13 protein-coding genes and 1 tRNA gene are annotated in these 16,633 nt (G+C 59.6%); all 14 read left to right on the forward strand.

Annotation, left to right across the window (positions count from 1 at the left end; genetic code table 11):
• The coding region (locus tag FAS41_RS29295; protein ID WP_484297935.1) for an EF-Tu C-terminal domain-related protein at positions 1–123 on the forward strand (123 nt) is incomplete at its 5' end.
• A gap of 53 nt (positions 124–176) precedes the next feature.
• Positions 177–252, forward strand: a tRNA-Trp gene (locus tag FAS41_RS29300).
• A gap of 44 nt (positions 253–296) precedes the next feature.
• Complete coding sequence (secE, locus tag FAS41_RS29305; protein WP_088421640.1) at positions 297–665, forward strand: preprotein translocase subunit SecE; 369 nt, start codon at positions 297–299, stop codon at positions 663–665.
• Between the two features lie 9 nt (positions 666–674).
• Complete coding sequence (gene nusG / locus FAS41_RS29310) at positions 675–1,208, forward strand: transcription termination/antitermination protein NusG (protein ID WP_015475310.1); 534 nt, start codon at positions 675–677, stop codon at positions 1,206–1,208.
• 120 nt (positions 1,209–1,328) lie between these two features.
• Entirely contained in the window at positions 1,329–1,760 is a 432-nt protein-coding gene (gene rplK, locus FAS41_RS29315; RefSeq protein WP_024767122.1) for a 50S ribosomal protein L11, read from the forward strand.
• Positions 1,760–2,455, forward strand: coding sequence for a 50S ribosomal protein L1 (gene rplA / locus FAS41_RS29320; RefSeq protein WP_015475312.1), 696 nt, complete (start codon positions 1,760–1,762; stop codon positions 2,453–2,455). Before rplK ends, rplA begins: the two co-directional genes overlap by 1 nt.
• A gap of 202 nt (positions 2,456–2,657) precedes the next feature.
• A complete protein-coding gene (rplJ, locus tag FAS41_RS29325) occupies positions 2,658–3,158 on the forward strand; it encodes a 50S ribosomal protein L10 (RefSeq protein ID WP_017516429.1) in 501 nt (166 codons plus the stop codon).
• A 76-nt stretch (positions 3,159–3,234) separates the two neighbouring features.
• Entirely contained in the window at positions 3,235–3,603 is a 369-nt protein-coding gene (gene rplL, locus FAS41_RS29330; RefSeq protein ID WP_017516430.1) for a 50S ribosomal protein L7/L12, read from the forward strand.
• Between the two features lie 223 nt (positions 3,604–3,826).
• Positions 3,827–7,900: a DNA-directed RNA polymerase subunit beta gene (gene rpoB, locus FAS41_RS29335; RefSeq protein WP_138526792.1), complete on the forward strand. Its 4,074-nt coding sequence runs from the start codon at positions 3,827–3,829 to the stop codon at positions 7,898–7,900.
• Between the two features lie 66 nt (positions 7,901–7,966).
• Positions 7,967–12,166, forward strand: coding sequence for a DNA-directed RNA polymerase subunit beta' (gene rpoC, locus FAS41_RS29340; protein ID WP_138526793.1), 4,200 nt, complete (start codon positions 7,967–7,969; stop codon positions 12,164–12,166).
• A gap of 154 nt (positions 12,167–12,320) precedes the next feature.
• Positions 12,321–12,692: a 30S ribosomal protein S12 gene (gene rpsL, locus FAS41_RS29345; protein ID WP_015475317.1), complete on the forward strand. Its 372-nt coding sequence runs from the start codon at positions 12,321–12,323 to the stop codon at positions 12,690–12,692.
• 85 nt (positions 12,693–12,777) lie between these two features.
• Positions 12,778–13,248, forward strand: a complete 471-nt coding sequence (rpsG, locus tag FAS41_RS29350; RefSeq protein ID WP_138526794.1) for a 30S ribosomal protein S7 — start codon at positions 12,778–12,780, stop codon at positions 13,246–13,248.
• A gap of 30 nt (positions 13,249–13,278) precedes the next feature.
• Positions 13,279–15,414 (forward strand): elongation factor G, encoded by a 2,136-nt coding sequence (fusA, locus tag FAS41_RS29355; RefSeq protein ID WP_138526795.1) that lies wholly within the window; start codon positions 13,279–13,281, stop codon positions 15,412–15,414.
• A gap of 29 nt (positions 15,415–15,443) precedes the next feature.
• The coding region (tuf, locus tag FAS41_RS29360) for an elongation factor Tu (RefSeq protein ID WP_138526796.1) at positions 15,444–16,633 on the forward strand (1,190 nt) is incomplete at its 3' end.

Genomic DNA, 16,633 nt, shown 5'->3' on the forward strand with positions numbered 1-16,633 from the left:
GACAACGTGAAAATGGTTGTCACCCTGATCGCTCCGATCGCCATGGAAGATGGCCTGCGCTTCGCGATTCGCGAAGGCGGCCGTACCGTTGGCGCCGGCGTGGTTGCCAAGATCATCGAATAATCGATTGATCTTTCCCTCTCAGGCCGGCATAATGGTCGGCCTGACTTTGTTCTAGGCCAGTAGCTCAATTGGCAGAGCGGCGGTCTCCAAAACCGCAGGTTGGGGGTTCGATTCCCTCCTGGCCTGCCAGATTTCTCAAAATCTGGCACTTCTTTAAACGGGATTCCTAGCAGATGAATGCGAAGGTAGAAGCCAAAGAGTCGCGTCTTGATCTCTTGAAGTGGCTTGTGGTTGCAGTGCTGGTGGTGGTGGCTGTGGTTGCCAACCAGTATTACTCCGCGCAACCGATCTTCTATCGCGTTCTCGGTATTCTCGTGATGGCGGCTGTTGCAGGTTTTATTGCGCTGCAAACCGTCAAGGGGCGTGCGTTCTTTACTTTGGCTAAAGAAGCTCGCGCCGAGATTCGCAAGGTTGTATGGCCGTCTCGTCAAGAGACAACTCAGACCACGCTGATCGTAGTGGCAGTAGTGCTGGTAATGGCGCTGGTGCTTTGGGGGCTCGACTCCCTGCTGGGTTGGCTGGTTTCCATGATCGTAGGTTAAGGGTGTTCCGTGGCTAAGCGTTGGTACGTTGTGCATGCCTACTCGGGTTACGAGAAGCATGTCATGCGCTCGCTGATCGAGCGGGTCAAACTGGCCGGCATGGAAGATGGGTTTGGTGAGATTCTCGTCCCCACCGAAGAAGTCGTGGAGATGCGGAACGGCCAGAAGCGCAAGAGTGAGCGCAAATTCTTCCCGGGCTATGTCCTGGTGCAGATGGAAATGAATGAGGGTACTTGGCACCTGGTCAAGGACACTCCTCGTGTCATGGGCTTCATTGGTGGTACTGCCGACAAGCCGGCGCCGATCACCGACAAGGAGGCCGATGCCATTCTGCGTCGTGTTGCCGATAGCGGCGACAAGCCGAAACCGAAGACTCTGTTCGAGCCGGGCGAGACTGTTCGTGTCATCGATGGTCCGTTTGCTGACTTCAACGGTGTCGTCGAAGAAGTTAACTACGAAAAGAGCCGCATCCAGGTCGCCGTGCTCATTTTCGGTCGCTCTACTCCGGTAGAGCTGGAGTTCAGCCAGGTAGAGAAAGTTTAACTGGCACACTGAATCCCACACCCCGCAGCCCTAGGCTGCGGGGTTTTGTCGTCCTTGGGATAAAACGCGAAAGCAACCGGGGAGCCCGACAGGGCGCTTGACCCGCATTTGGAGTAGCAAATGGCTAAGAAAATCACGGCTTACATCAAGCTGCAAGTTAAGGCCGGCCAGGCCAACCCGTCGCCGCCTGTCGGCCCGGCCCTGGGTCAGCACGGCGTGAACATCATGGAATTCTGCAAGGCGTTCAACGCCAAGACCCAAGGCCAAGAGCCGGGTCTGCCGACTCCTGTGATCATCACCGTTTACAGCGACCGTAGCTTCACCTTCGAAACCAAGAGCACCCCCGCTGCCGTCCTGCTGAAAAAAGCAGCTGGCATCACCAGCGGTTCCGCTCGTCCGAACTCTCAGAAAGTCGGCACTGTTACCCGTGCTCAGCTGGAAGAGATCGCCAAGGCCAAGCAGGCTGACCTGACCGCTGCTGACCTGGACGCTGCCGTACGCACCATTGCTGGCTCCGCGCGCAGCATGGGCCTGAACGTGGAGGGTGTGTAATGGCTAAGCTGACCAAGCGTCAAAAGGCTATCGCCGAGAAGATCGAAGCGGGCAAGCAATACGGCTTCGAAGATGCCGCCAAGCTGCTGGCCGAGCTGTCGACCATCAAGTTCAAGGAGTCCGTGGACATCGCCATCAATCTGGGCGTTGATCCGCGTAAATCCGACCAGGTCGTACGTGGTGCCACCGTTCTGCCGAACGGCACCGGCAAATCCGTACGCGTTGCTGTCTTCACCCAGGGTCCTGGTGTTGAAGCTGCCCTGGCTGCTGGTGCAGACAAGGTTGGCATGGACGAACTGGCTGCCGAAATGAAAGCCGGCGACCTGAACTACGACGTCGTCATCGCTTCCCCGGACGCCATGCGTGTTGTTGGCCAGCTGGGTCAGGTACTGGGCCCTCGCGGTCTGATGCCGAACCCGAAAGTCGGCACCGTGACTCCGGACGTCGCTACCGCCGTCAAGAACGCCAAAGCCGGTCAGGTACGTTTCCGTACCGACAAGAACGGCATCATCCATGCTTCCGTTGGCAAGATCGACTTCGAGCCGGTCAAGCTGAAGCAGAACGTGGAAGCGCTGCTGAGCGATCTGAAGCGTCTGAAGCCGTCCTCTTCGAAGGGCGTGTACGTTCAGCGCGTAACCCTGAGCACCACCATGGGCCCGGGTCTGCAGATCGATCAGGCTTCGCTGGAAGGCTGATGAACTAAGTCGGACAGTGGGTTCGCCCATTGTCCGCAGGTATTGGGGTCCCTGCCTGGCGGGGGCTATCCAAGACCGTAGGCGGCGCAAGCCTTAAACCTCAAGCCTACGCAGATGGTGCTCCCGATTCGTTTACCGAATCAGACACCAAAACGCCGTCCGGCTCCGGCTGGACGAATCGGTAACATCCAGGAGTAAACCCGTGGCAATTAAACTCGAAGACAAGAAGGCCATCGTCGCTGAAGTCAACGAGGCTGCCAAAGCCGGTCTGTCCGCTGTCGTGGTTGATGCACGCGGCGTGACTGTCGGCGCTATGACCGGACTCCGTAAAGAGGCCCGCGCAGCTGGTGTGTACGTGAAAGTCGTACGTAACACCCTGCTCAAGCGCGCCGTTGAAGGCACTCAGTTTGAAGTGCTCAACGACACGTTCAAGGGCCCGACCCTGATTGCTTTCTCCAACGAACATCCGGGCGCTGCTGCTCGTATCTTCAAGGAGTTTGCCAAGGGTCAGGACAAGTTCGAGATCAAGGCGGCCGCGTTCGAGGGTCAGTTCCTCGCAGCCAATCAGATCGACGTGCTGGCGACCCTGCCGACCTACAACGAAGCTGTTGCACAGCTGATGAGCGTGATCCAAGGCGCTACCAGCAAGCTGGCTCGTACTCTGGCGGCAATTCGCGATCAGAAAGAAGCTACCGCAGCCTAAGGCTCGGCATCTCCTTTCAACCTTTTTTGTTTAATTCGATGGCCTTAGGCCGTCACCCAATACAGGAATTAGAGTCATGGCTCTGACCAACGAAGACATCATCTCCGCCGTATCCGAAATGTCCGTCATGCAGATCGTTGAACTGATCAAGGCGATGGAAGAGAAGTTCGGCGTTACCGCTGCTGCCGCTACCGTTGCTGCTGCCGGCCCGGCTGCTGCCGCTGCTGAAGAGCAAACCGAGTTCACCATCGTTCTGGCCGAAGCTGGCGACAAGAAAGTGAACGTGATCAAGGTCGTTCGTGAACTGACCGGTCTGGGCCTGAAAGAAGCCAAGGCTGTCGTTGACGGCGCCCCGGGCGTGGTCAAGGAAGGCGCTTCGAAAGAAGAAGCCGAAGCTGCCAAGAAAGCCCTGGAAGAAGCAGGCGCCAAGGTCGAGCTCAAGTAAGTTCGTACCTTGCGTCGACAGCCCGAGCGTTAAGCGACAGGCTGATGGCTGGTGGCAATTGCCACCGGCCTTTTTCCGTTATGGGTGGGGTGCCGTAGGTGCCCCCCATAACGTGAAAATCCCGCCACGAGTGGCGGCGCAAACCTAGGGTTTGCACGATTTTTGGGCTGCTCCCCTGTGCGGGAGAGGCCAAACAAGCAGGTGACCAAGCTGGGGAACGCTGATGGCTTACTCATACACTGAGAAAAAACGTATCCGCAAGGACTTTAGCAAGTTGCCGGACGTCATGGATGTGCCGTATTTGCTGGCCATCCAGCTGGATTCCTATCGCGAATTCCTGCAGGCCGGCGCGAGCAAGGACCAGGTTCGAGACATCGGCCTGCATGCGGCCTTCAAGTCCGTTTTCCCGATTATCAGCTATTCCGGCAATGCTGCCCTGGAATACGTCGGCTACCGTCTGGGCGAGCCGGCCTTTGATGTCAAGGAATGCGTGCTGCGCGGTGTGACCTTCGCGGTCCCGCTGCGTGTGAAAGTGCGCCTGATCATTTTCGACAAGGAATCGTCGAACAAAGCGATCAAGGACATCAAGGAACAAGAAGTCTATATGGGGGAAATCCCCCTGATGACCGAGAACGGTACCTTCATCATCAACGGTACCGAGCGCGTCATTGTTTCCCAGTTGCACCGTTCCCCGGGTGTGTTCTTCGACCACGACCGTGGCAAGACCCACAGCTCCGGCAAGCTGCTGTACTCCGCTCGCATCATTCCTTACCGCGGTTCCTGGCTCGACTTCGAGTTCGACCCGAAGGATTGCGTGTTCGTGCGTATCGACCGTCGCCGCAAGCTGCCGGCTTCCGTCCTGCTGCGCGCGCTGAACTACAGCACCGAGGAAATCCTCAACGCGTTCTATGACACCAACGTCTACGAGATCAAGGGCGAGACCCTGAATCTGGAGCTGGTGCCGTCGCGTCTGCGTGGCGAGATCGCCAGCTTCGATATCAAGGATGCTGCCGGCAAGGTCATCGTCGAAGCGGGCCGCCGTATCACTGCGCGCCACATCAACCAGCTCGAGAAGGCTGGCATCACCCAGCTGGAAGTGCCGTTCGACTACCTGATTGGCCGTACCGTAGCCAAGGCTGTCGTGCACCCGGCTACCGGCGAGATCATCGCCGAGTGCAACACCGAGCTGACCGTCGATGCCCTGGCCAAGATTGCCAAGGCCCAGGTTGCTCGCCTGGAAACCCTGTACACCAACGACATCGACTGCGGTCCGTTCATCTCCGACACGCTGAAGATCGACTCCACCAGCAACCAACTGGAAGCGCTGGTCGAGATCTATCGCATGATGCGTCCCGGTGAGCCGCCGACCAAGGAAGCCGCCGAGACGCTGTTCGGCAACCTGTTCTTCAGCGCCGAGCGTTACGACCTGTCCGCCGTTGGCCGCATGAAGTTCAACCGCCGTATCGGTCGTACCGAGATCGAAGGCGCTGGCGTCCTGAGCAAGGAAGACATCGTCGAGGTCCTCAAGACCCTCGTTGCCATCCGTAACGGCAAAGGCATCGTCGACGACATCGACCACCTGGGCAACCGTCGCGTTCGTTGCGTTGGTGAGATGGCCGAGAACCAGTTCCGCGTTGGCCTGGTGCGTGTAGAGCGCGCGGTCAAGGAGCGTCTGTCGATGGCCGAAAGCGAAGGCCTGATGCCGCAGGACCTGATCAACGCCAAGCCAGTGGCTGCCGCGATCAAGGAGTTCTTCGGCTCCAGCCAGCTGTCGCAGTTCATGGACCAGAACAACCCGCTCTCCGAGATCACCCACAAGCGCCGCGTCTCCGCACTCGGCCCAGGTGGTCTGACCCGTGAGCGCGCGGGCTTCGAGGTTCGTGACGTACACCCGACCCACTACGGCCGCGTGTGCCCGATCGAAACCCCTGAAGGTCCGAACATCGGTCTGATCAACTCCCTGGCTACCTACGCCCGCACCAACAAATACGGCTTCCTGGAAAGCCCGTACCGCGTGGTGAAGGAAGGTCTGGTCAGCGACGACATCGTCTTCCTGTCCGCGATCGAAGAAGCTGACCACGTCATCGCTCAGGCGTCTGCGACCCTGAACGAAAAAGGCCAGCTGATCGACGAACTGGTTGCCGTACGTCACCTGAACGAATTCACCGTGAAGGCGCCGGAAGACGTCACCCTCATGGACGTATCGCCGAAGCAGGTCGTTTCCGTTGCTGCCTCGCTGATTCCGTTCCTCGAGCACGACGACGCCAACCGTGCGCTCATGGGTTCGAACATGCAGCGTCAGGCTGTACCGACCCTGCGCGCCGACAAGCCGCTGGTGGGTACTGGCATGGAGCGCAACGTCGCCCGTGACTCCGGTGTCTGCGTGGTTGCACGTCGCGGCGGTGTGATCGACTCGGTCGATGCCAGCCGTATCGTGGTTCGTGTGAACGACGACGAAGTCGAGACTGGCGAAGCCGGTGTCGACATCTACAACCTGACCAAATACACCCGTTCCAACCAGAACACCTGCATCAACCAGCGTCCGCTGGTGCAGAAGGGTGATCAGGTTTCGCGCAGCGACATCCTGGCCGACGGTCCGTCCACCGACATGGGTGAACTGGCTCTGGGTCAGAACATGCGCGTAGCGTTCATGCCCTGGAACGGCTTCAACTTCGAAGACTCCATCTGCCTGTCCGAGCGCGTGGTCCAGGAAGATCGTTTCACCACGATCCACATCCAGGAACTGACCTGCGTTGCCCGTGACACCAAGCTCGGCCCAGAAGAGATCACCGCGGACATCCCGAACGTGGGTGAGGCTGCGCTGAACAAGCTGGACGAGGCTGGCATCGTCTACGTCGGCGCTGAAGTACAGGCTGGCGACATCCTGGTCGGCAAGGTCACCCCGAAGGGCGAGACCCAGCTGACTCCGGAAGAGAAGCTGCTGCGTGCGATCTTCGGTGAGAAGGCGTCCGACGTGAAGGACACCTCCCTGCGCGTGCCGACTGGCACCAAGGGCACCGTCATCGACGTACAGGTCTTCACCCGCGATGGCGTGGAGCGCGACAGCCGTGCCCTGTCCATCGAGAAGATGCAGCTGGACGAGATCCGCAAGGACCTGAACGAAGAGTTCCGCATCGTCGAAGGCGCAACCTTCGAGCGTCTGCGTTCCGCTCTGGTCGGTGCCAAGGCCGACGGCGGTCCTGCCCTGAAGAAAGGCGCAGAGATCACCGACGAGTACCTGGACGGCCTTGAGCGCGGCCAGTGGTTCAAGCTGCGTATGGCAGAAGACGCTCTGAACGAGCAGCTGGAGAAGGCTCAGGCCTACATCAGCGACCGCCGTCAGATGCTGGACGACAAGTTCGAAGACAAGAAGCGCAAGCTGCAGCAGGGCGATGACCTGGCTCCGGGCGTACTGAAGATCGTCAAGGTCTACCTCGCTATCAAGCGCCGCATCCAGCCGGGCGACAAGATGGCAGGCCGCCACGGTAACAAGGGTGTGGTCTCGGTGATCATGCCGGTCGAAGACATGCCGCACGACGTGCATGGCACTCCGGTCGACATCGTTCTGAACCCGCTGGGCGTACCGTCGCGTATGAACGTCGGCCAGATCCTCGAAACCCACCTGGGCCTCGCGGCCAAGGGCCTGGGCGAGAAGATCAACCGCATGCTCGAAGAGCAGCGCAAGATCGCCGAGCTGCGTGTGTTCCTGAACGAGATCTACAACGAGATCGGCGGCCGCCAGGAGAGCCTGGACGAGCTGAACGATAACGAGATCCTCGCTCTGGCCAACAACCTCAAGGGCGGCGTGCCCATGGCTACCCCGGTATTCGACGGTGCCAAGGAGCGCGAGATCAAGGCCATGCTGAAGCTGGCCGATCTGCCGGAAAGCGGTCAGATGCGCCTGTATGACGGCCGCACCGGCAACCAGTTCGAGCGTACGACCACCGTTGGTTACATGTACATGCTCAAGCTGAACCACCTGGTCGATGACAAGATGCACGCACGTTCCACCGGCTCCTACAGCCTGGTTACCCAGCAGCCGCTGGGTGGTAAGGCGCAGTTCGGTGGCCAGCGTTTCGGGGAGATGGAGGTCTGGGCGCTGGAAGCCTACGGTGCCGCCTACACCCTGCAGGAAATGCTGACCGTGAAGTCGGACGACGTGAACGGCCGTACCAAGATGTACAAGAACATCGTGGACGGGGATCACCGCATGGAGGCCGGCATGCCCGAGTCCTTCAACGTGTTGATCAAAGAGATCCGCTCGCTCGGCATCGATATCGAACTGGAAACCGAATAACACGTGACGTCAGAACGGTGCGGCTGGTCAAGGCCGGTCGCACCGGGTCCGTGAGGAGGAAAGGCCTTGAAAGACTTGCTTAATCTGTTGAAAAACCAGGGTCAGATCGAAGAGTTCGATGCCATCCGTATTGGCCTGGCCTCGCCCGAGATGATTCGTTCCTGGTCCTTCGGCGAAGTCAAGAAGCCGGAGACCATCAACTACCGTACCTTCAAGCCGGAGCGCGATGGCCTGTTCTGCGCCAAGATCTTCGGCCCGGTGAAGGACTACGAGTGCCTGTGCGGTAAGTACAAGCGCCTGAAACACCGTGGTGTGATCTGCGAGAAGTGCGGCGTGGAAGTCGCTTTGGCCAAGGTGCGCCGTGAGCGCATGGGCCACATCGAGCTGGCCTCGCCGGTCGCCCACATCTGGTTCCTGAAGTCCCTGCCGTCCCGTATCGGCCTGCTGCTGGACATGACCCTGCGTGACATCGAGCGCGTGCTCTATTTCGAGAGCTATGTCGTGATCGATCCGGGCATGACCACCCTCGAGAAGGGTCAGCTGCTGAACGACGAGCAATACTTCGAAGCCCTCGAAGAGTTTGGTGACGACTTCGACGCCCGCATGGGTGCGGAGGCCGTTCGCGAGCTGCTCAACGCTATCGATCTGGAGCACGAGATCGGCCGCCTGCGCGAAGAGATTCCGCAGACCAACTCGGAAACCAAGATCAAGAAGCTGTCCAAGCGCCTGAAGCTGATGGAAGCCTTCCAGGGCTCCGGCAACCATCCCGAGTGGATGGTGCTGACCGTCCTGCCGGTGCTGCCGCCGGACCTGCGTCCGCTGGTTCCGCTGGATGGCGGCCGCTTCGCGACTTCGGATCTGAACGATCTGTATCGCCGCGTGATCAACCGTAACAACCGTCTGAAGCGCCTGCTCGATCTGGCTGCTCCGGACATTATCGTGCGCAACGAAAAGCGCATGCTGCAGGAAGCCGTCGACGCCCTGCTGGACAACGGCCGTCGCGGCCGTGCCATCACCGGCTCGAACAAGCGCCCGCTGAAGTCCCTGGCCGACATGATCAAGGGCAAGCAAGGTCGCTTCCGTCAGAACCTGCTCGGCAAGCGCGTGGACTACTCCGGTCGTTCGGTAATTACCGTAGGTCCGACCCTGCGTCTGCACCAGTGCGGTCTGCCGAAGAAAATGGCCCTGGAGCTGTTCAAGCCGTTCATTTTCGGCAAGCTGGAAGGTCGTGGCATGGCCACCACCATCAAAGCCGCCAAGAAGATGGTCGAGCGCGAACTGCCGGAAGTGTGGGACGTTCTCGCTGAAGTCATCCGCGAACACCCCGTACTGCTGAACCGTGCGCCGACCCTGCACCGTCTGGGCATCCAGGCATTCGAGCCGGTACTGATCGAAGGTAAAGCCATCCAGCTGCACCCGCTGGTCTGCGCCGCGTACAACGCCGACTTCGACGGTGACCAGATGGCCGTGCACGTTCCGCTGACCCTCGAGGCTCAGCTGGAAGCGCGCGCGCTGATGATGTCCACCAACAACATTCTGTCGCCCGCCAACGGCGAGCCGATCATCGTTCCGTCGCAGGACGTGGTAATGGGTCTGTACTACATGACCCGTGAAGCGATCAACGCGAAGGGCGAGGGCATGGCTTTCGCAGACCTGCAGGAAGTTGACCGCGCGTACCGCAGCGGCCAGGTGTCCCTGCACGCCCGCGTAAAAGTGCGCATCAATGAGAAGATCAAGAACGAAGACGGCTCCCTGACCGCCAACACCCGTATCGTCGACTCCACCGTCGGCCGTGCGCTGCTGTTCCAGGTTGTCCCGGCCGGCCTGCCCTTCGACGTGGTCAACCAGTCGATGAAGAAGAAGGCGATCTCCAAGCTGATCAACCATTGCTACCGCGTGGTGGGTCTGAAGGACACCGTCATCTTCGCTGACCAGTTGATGTACACCGGCTTCGCCTACTCGACCATCTCCGGTGTGTCGATCGGCGTGAACGACTTCGTCATCCCGGACGAAAAGGCTCGCATCATCGATGCCGCCACCGAGGAAGTGAAGGAGATCGAGAGCCAGTACGCCTCCGGCCTGGTAACCCAGGGCGAGAAGTACAACAAGGTGATCGACCTCTGGTCCAAGGCCAACGACGAAGTGTCCAAGGCGATGATGGCCAACCTCTCGAAAGAGAAGGTGACCGATCGCGAGGGCAAGCAGGTCGACCAGGAGTCCTTCAACTCCATGTACATGATGGCGGACTCCGGTGCGCGGGGTTCCGCGGCCCAGATCCGTCAGCTGGCCGGTATGCGCGGCCTGATGGCCAAGCCGGACGGCTCCATCATCGAGACCCCGATCACCGCGAACTTCCGTGAAGGCCTGAACGTACTCCAGTACTTCATCTCCACTCACGGTGCTCGTAAAGGTCTGGCGGATACCGCACTGAAGACCGCGAACTCCGGTTACCTGACCCGTCGTCTCGTCGACGTGGCCCAGGACCTGGTCGTGACCGAGATCGATTGCGGCACCGAGCATGGCCTGGTCATGTCCCCGCACATCGAAGGCGGTGACGTGGTAGAGCCGCTGGGTGAGCGTGTACTCGGCCGCGTGATCGCTCGCGACGTGTTCAAGCCGGGCAGCGACGACGTGATCGTTGAAGCCGGCACCCTGATCGACGAGAAGTGGGTCGATTTCCTCGAGCAGATGAGCGTCGACGAAGTCGTTGTGCGTTCGCCGATCACCTGCGAAACCCGCCACGGCATCTGCGCCATGTGCTACGGCCGCGATCTGGCCCGTGGTCACCGTGTGAACATCGGTGAGGCTGTCGGCGTTATCGCTGCCCAGTCGATCGGTGAGCCGGGCACCCAGCTGACCATGCGTACCTTCCACATCGGTGGTGCGGCCAGCCGTACTTCCGCCGTGGACAACGTACAGGTCAAGAACGGCGGCACCATTCGCCTGCACAACCTGAAGCACGTAGAGCGTGCCGACGGCGCCCTGGTAGCGGTTTCCCGTTCCGGTGAGCTGGCGGTCGCCGACGACTTCGGTCGTGAGCGCGAGCGCTACAAGCTGCCGTACGGTGCGGTGATTTCCGTGAAGGAAGGTGACAAGGTCGATCCGGGCGCTATCGTCGCCAAGTGGGACCCGCACACCCACCCGATCGTCACCGAGATGGACGGCACCGTGGCCTTCGTGGGCATGGAAGAGGGCATCACCATCAAGCGCCAGACCGACGAACTGACCGGTCTGACCAACATTGAAGTGATGGATCCGAAGGATCGTCCGGCTGCCGGCAAGGACATCCGTCCGGCCGTGAAGCTGATCGATGCCGCAGGCAAGGATCTGCTGCTGCCGGGTACCGACGTACCGGCCCAGTACTTCCTGCCGGCGAACGCCCTGGTCAACCTCAACGACGGCGCGAAAGTGCGCATCGGTGACGTTATCGCGCGTATCCCGCAGGAAACCTCGAAGACCCGCGACATCACCGGTGGTCTGCCGCGCGTTGCCGACCTGTTCGAAGCTCGTCGTCCGAAAGAGCCTTCGATCCTGGCGGAAATCAGCGGCACCATTTCCTTCGGCAAGGAAACCAAGGGCAAGCGCCGCCTGGTCATCACTCCCACCGACGGTAGCGATCCGTACGAGGAGCTGATTCCGAAGTGGCGTCACCTGAACGTGTTCGAAGGTGAACAGGTAAGCCGCGGCGAAGTGATCTCCGACGGCCCGAGCAACCCGCACGACATCCTCCGTCTGCTGGGTGTGAGCTCGCTGGCCAAGTACATCGTCAACGAGATCCAGGACGTCTACCGTCTGCAGGGCGTGAAGATCAACGACAAGCACATCGAGACCATTCTGCGTCAGATGCTGCGCAAGGTCGAAGTGGCCGAGTCGGGCGATTCGTCCTTCATCAAGGGCGACCAGGTCGAACTGGTTCACGTGCTGGAAGAGAACGAAGTACTGGGTACCCAGGACAAGTTCCCGGCCAAGTACGAGCGCGTCCTGCTGGGTATCACCAAGGCCTCGCTGTCCACCGAGTCGTTCATCTCGGCGGCATCCTTCCAGGAGACCACTCGCGTCCTCACCGAGGCGGCGGTCACCGGCAAGCGCGACTACCTGCGTGGCCTGAAGGAAAACGTGGTCGTGGGTCGTCTGATCCCGGCGGGTACCGGTCTGGCTTACCACAGCGAGCGCAAGCGTCAGCGCGAGCTCGGCAAACCGCAGCGCGTCAGCGCGAGCGAGGCCGAAGCAGCACTGGCCGAAGCGCTCAATCTGAGCGGTAACTAAGCCTCAAACAAAGCCCCGGTTGTCTTGACAACCGGGGCTTTGTCTTGACTGGAATCCGTAAGCTCTTTAGTATCTTGTACCCCGAAAATTGGCAGGGCGCATGCTCTGCCCATTTTCGTTTTTAAGTGTCGTAAGACAATCAGTGGAGCTATAGATGGCAACTATCAACCAGCTGGTGCGCAAGCCGCGCAAGCGCCTGGTAGACAAGAGCGGCGTTCCTGCCCTGCAGAACTGCCCTCAGCGTCGCGGCGTATGCACCCGCGTATACACCACCACCCCGAAGAAGCCGAACTCCGCACTGCGTAAAGTGTGCCGCGTTCGTCTGACCAACGGTTTCGAGGTTTCCTCGTACATCGGCGGTGAAGGTCACAACCTGCAAGAGCACAGCGTAGTGCTGATCCGTGGCGGTCGTGTAAAAGACCTTCCGGGTGTTCGCTACCACACCGTGCGCGGTTCGCTGGACACCTCCGGTGTCAAAGACCGTAAGCAGGGTCGTTCGAAGTACGGCGCGAAGCGTCCGAAGTAATTTTGTTTTCCTATTTGCTGAGTCGATAAGAGTAAGGTCGGGCATCGAGTCCCGGATTACCTGAAGACCGTTTGAGGGCTTATCAATGCCAAGACGTCGTGTAGCGGCCAAACGTGAGATCCTGGCCGATCCGAAATACGGAAGCCAGATTCTGGCGAAGTTCATGAACCACGTGATGGAAAGCGGCAAGAAAGCCGTTGCCGAGCGTATCGTTTACGGTGCTCTGGACAAGGTCAAAGAGCGCGGTAAAGGCGACCCCCTGGAACTCTTCGAAAAAGCACTCGACGCCATCGCTCCGCTGGTCGAAGTGAAGTCCCGCCGTGTCGGCGGTGCTACCTACCAGGTTCCGGTCGAAGTACGTCCGTCCCGTCGTAATGCACTGGCCATGCGTTGGCTGGTGGACTTCGCCCGCAAGCGTGGCGAGAAGTCCATGGCGCTGCGTCTGGCTGGCGAGCTGCTGGATGCCGCTGAAGGCAAAGGCGCTGCCGTCAAGAAGCGCGAAGACGTGCACCGTATGGCCGAGGCCAACAAAGCGTTCTCGCACTACCGCTTCTAATTACGGCAACAACACTTCTGCGAGGGCTTTATGGCTCGTAACACAGCAATCAACCGCTACCGGAACATTGGTATCTGTGCCCACGTTGACGCGGGCAAGACCACCACTACCGAGCGGATCCTGTTCTACACAGGTCTCAGCCACAAGATGGGTGAGGTGCACGACGGCGCTGCTACCACCGACTGGATGGTGCAGGAGCAGGAGCGTGGTATCACCATCACCTCCGCTGCGATCACGACCTTCTGGGAAGGTTCGCGCGGCCAGTACGACAAGTACCGCGTAAACGTCATCGACACCCCCGGCCACGTAGACTTCACCATTGAAGTTGAGCGCTCCCTGCGCGTACTGGACGGTGCCGTCGTTGTGTTCTGCGGCACCTCCGGCGTTGAGCCGCAGTCCGAAACCGTATGGCGTCAAGCCAACAAGTACGGCGTTCCGCGTATTGTTTACGTGAACAAGATGGACCGCGCCGGCGCCAACTTCCTGCGCGTCGTCGGTCAGATCAAGAACCGTCTGGGTCACACCCCGGTCCCGGTTCAGCTGGCCATCGGTGCGGAAGATGACTTCCAGGGTCAGGTTGACCTGCTGAAGATGAAGGCCATCTACTGGAACGAAGACGACAAAGGCACTTCCTATCGCGAGGAAGAAATTCCCGCCGATATGGTCGAGCTGGCCAATGAGTGGCGCAACAACATGGTCGAGGCTGCTGCCGAAGCCAACGAAGAGCTGATGAACAAGTACCTGGAAGAGGGTGAGCTGTCGATCGAAGAGATCAAGGCTGGCCTGCGTCTGCGTACTATCGCCTGCGAAATCGTACCGGCTGTCTGCGGCTCGTCGTTCAAGAACAAGGGCGTGCCCCTGGTTCTCGACGCCGTCATCGACTTCCTGCCTGCTCCGACCGAGATTCCGGCGATCCAGGGTATCCACCCGGATCACATTGACGACGGCGACGATGCTCCGAAAGACGAGCGTCCGGCTGACGACAATGCTCCGTTCTCGGCTCTGGCATTCAAGATCGCCACTGACCCGTTCGTAGGTACTCTGACCTTCGTTCGCGTCTACTCGGGCGTTCTGGAGTCTGGTAACTCGGTTATCAACTCCGTGAAAGGCAAGAAAGAGCGCGTTGGTCGTATGGTGCAGATGCACGCCAACCAGCGTGACGAGATCAAAGAAGTACGCGCTGGCGACATCGCTGCTCTGATCGGCATGAAGGACGTCACCACCGGTGACACCCTGTGCGACATCGAGAAGCCGATCATCCTCGAGCGTATGGACTTCCCGGAGCCGGTAATCTCGGTCGCTGTTGAGCCGAAGACCAAGGCTGACCAGGAAAAGATGGGTATCGCCCTCGGCAAGCTGGCTCAGGAAGACCCGTCGTTCCGCGTCAAGACCGACGAAGAAACCGGCCAGACCATCATCTCTGGTATGGGTGAGCTGCACCTGGACATCCTCGTCGACCGCATGAAGCGTGAATTCGGCGTTGAGGCGAACATCGGCAAGCCGCAGGTTTCGTACCGCGAAACCATCTCGAAGGACAACATCGAGATCGAAGGCAAGTTCGTTCGTCAGTCCGGTGGTCGTGGTCAGTTCGGTCACTGCTGGATTCGTTTCTCGACTCCGGACGTGGACGACAAGGGCAACATCACTGAAGGCCTGGTCTTCACCAACGAAGTCGTGGGCGGTGTGGTTCCGAAGGAATACATCCCGGCCATCCAGAAAGGCATCGAAGAGCAGATGAAGAACGGCGTTGTAGCCGGCTATCCGCTGATCGGCCTGAAGGCGACCGTCTTCGATGGTTCCTACCACGACGTCGACTCCAACGAGATGGCGTTCAAGATCGCTGCTTCCATGGCGACCAAGCAGCTGGCCCAGAAGGGCGGCGGCAAGGTTCTGGAGCCGATCATGAAGGTGGAAGTGGTGACTCCTGAGGACTACATGGGTGACGTGATGGGTGACCTGAACCGTCGTCGTGGTCTGATTCAGGGGATGGAAGACTCGGTTTCCGGTAAGGTTATCCGTGCCGAGGTTCCGCTGGGCGAGATGTTCGGTTATGCAACCGACGTGCGTTCCATGTCCCAGGGTCGCGCTAGCTACTCCATGGAATTCTCCAAGTATGCTGAAGCTCCGGCGAACGTCGTCGAAGCTCTGGCCAAAAAACAAGCTTGATTCAGCTCTTTTAGTAAGAGGTTACTCTCGTGGCTAAAGAAAAGTTTGAGCGTAACAAGCCGCACGTAAACGTCGGCACCATCGGTCACGTTGACCACGGCAAAACCACTCTGACCGCTGCTCTGACCAAGGTCTGCTCCGAGACCTGGGGCGGCTCCGCTCGCGCTTTCGACCAGATCGACAACGCGCCGGAAGAGAAGGCTCGTGGTATCACCATCAACACCTCTCACGTTGAATACGACTCGCCGGTACGCCACTACGCTCACGTAGACTGCCCGGGCCACGCCGACTACGTGAAGAACATGATCACCGGTGCTGCCCAGATGGACGGCGCGATCCTGGTTTGCTCGGCTGCTGACGGCCCCATGCCGCAGACCCGCGAGCACATCCTGCTGTCCCGTCAGGTAGGCGTTCCTTACATCGTCGTGTTCCTGAACAAGGCCGACATGGTTGACGACGCTGAGCTGCTGGAACTGGTCGAAATGGAAGTTCGCGATCTGCTGAACACCTACGACTTCCCGGGCGACGACACTCCGATCGTGATCGGTTCCGCTCTGATGGCCCTGAACGGCCAGGACGACAACGAGATGGGCGTTTCCGCCGTGCGCAAGCTGGTAGAAACCCTGGACTCGTACATCCCCGAGCCCGAGCGCGCCATCGACAAGCCGTTCCTGATGCCGATCGAAGACGTGTTCTCGATCTCCGGTCGCGGCACCGTGGTAACTGGCCGTGTTGAGCGTGGCATCGTCAAGATCCAGGAAGAAGTGGAAATCGTCGGCATCAAGGCGACCACCAAGACTACCTGCACCGGCGTTGAAATGTTCCGCAAGCTGCTCGACGAAGGTCGTGCTGGTGAGAACGTTGGCGTTCTGCTGCGTGGCACCAAGCGTGAAGACGTAGAGCGTGGCCAGGTTCTGGCCAAGCCGGGCACCATCAAGCCGCACACCAAGTTCGAGTGTGAAGTTTACGTGCTGTCCAAAGAAGAAGGTGGTCGTCACACCCCGTTCTTCAAAGGCTACCGTCCGCAGTTCTACTTCCGTACCACCGACGTAACCGGCAACTGCGAACTGCCGGAAGGCGTTGAGATGGTAATGCCGGGCGACAACGTGAAAATGGTTGTCACCCTGATCGCTCCGATCGCCATGGAAGATGGCCTGCGCTTCGCGATTCGCGAAGGCGGCCGTACCGTTGGCGCCGGCGTGGTTGCCAAGATCATCGA

The sequence above is a fragment of the Pseudomonas nicosulfuronedens genome, assembly GCF_005877905.1.
Lineage (GTDB): Bacteria > Pseudomonadota > Gammaproteobacteria > Pseudomonadales > Pseudomonadaceae > Pseudomonas > Pseudomonas nicosulfuronedens.

Excerpts from the sequence above, each read along its gene's own strand:
- rplK (WP_024767122.1), top strand. The coding sequence starts at position 1,329 with ATGGCTAAGAAAATCACGGCTTACATCAAGCTGCAAGTTAAGGCCGGC.
- rpsL (WP_015475317.1), top strand. The coding sequence starts at position 12,321 with ATGGCAACTATCAACCAGCTGGTGCGCAAGCCGCGCAAGCGCCTGGTA.
- fusA (WP_138526795.1), top strand. The coding sequence starts at position 13,279 with ATGGCTCGTAACACAGCAATCAACCGCTACCGGAACATTGGTATCTGT.
- rplA (WP_015475312.1), top strand. The coding sequence starts at position 1,760 with ATGGCTAAGCTGACCAAGCGTCAAAAGGCTATCGCCGAGAAGATCGAA.
- rplL (WP_017516430.1), top strand. The coding sequence starts at position 3,235 with ATGGCTCTGACCAACGAAGACATCATCTCCGCCGTATCCGAAATGTCC.
- rpsG (WP_138526794.1), top strand. The coding sequence starts at position 12,778 with ATGCCAAGACGTCGTGTAGCGGCCAAACGTGAGATCCTGGCCGATCCG.
- rpoB (WP_138526792.1), top strand. The coding sequence starts at position 3,827 with ATGGCTTACTCATACACTGAGAAAAAACGTATCCGCAAGGACTTTAGC.
- secE (WP_088421640.1), top strand. The coding sequence starts at position 297 with ATGAATGCGAAGGTAGAAGCCAAAGAGTCGCGTCTTGATCTCTTGAAG.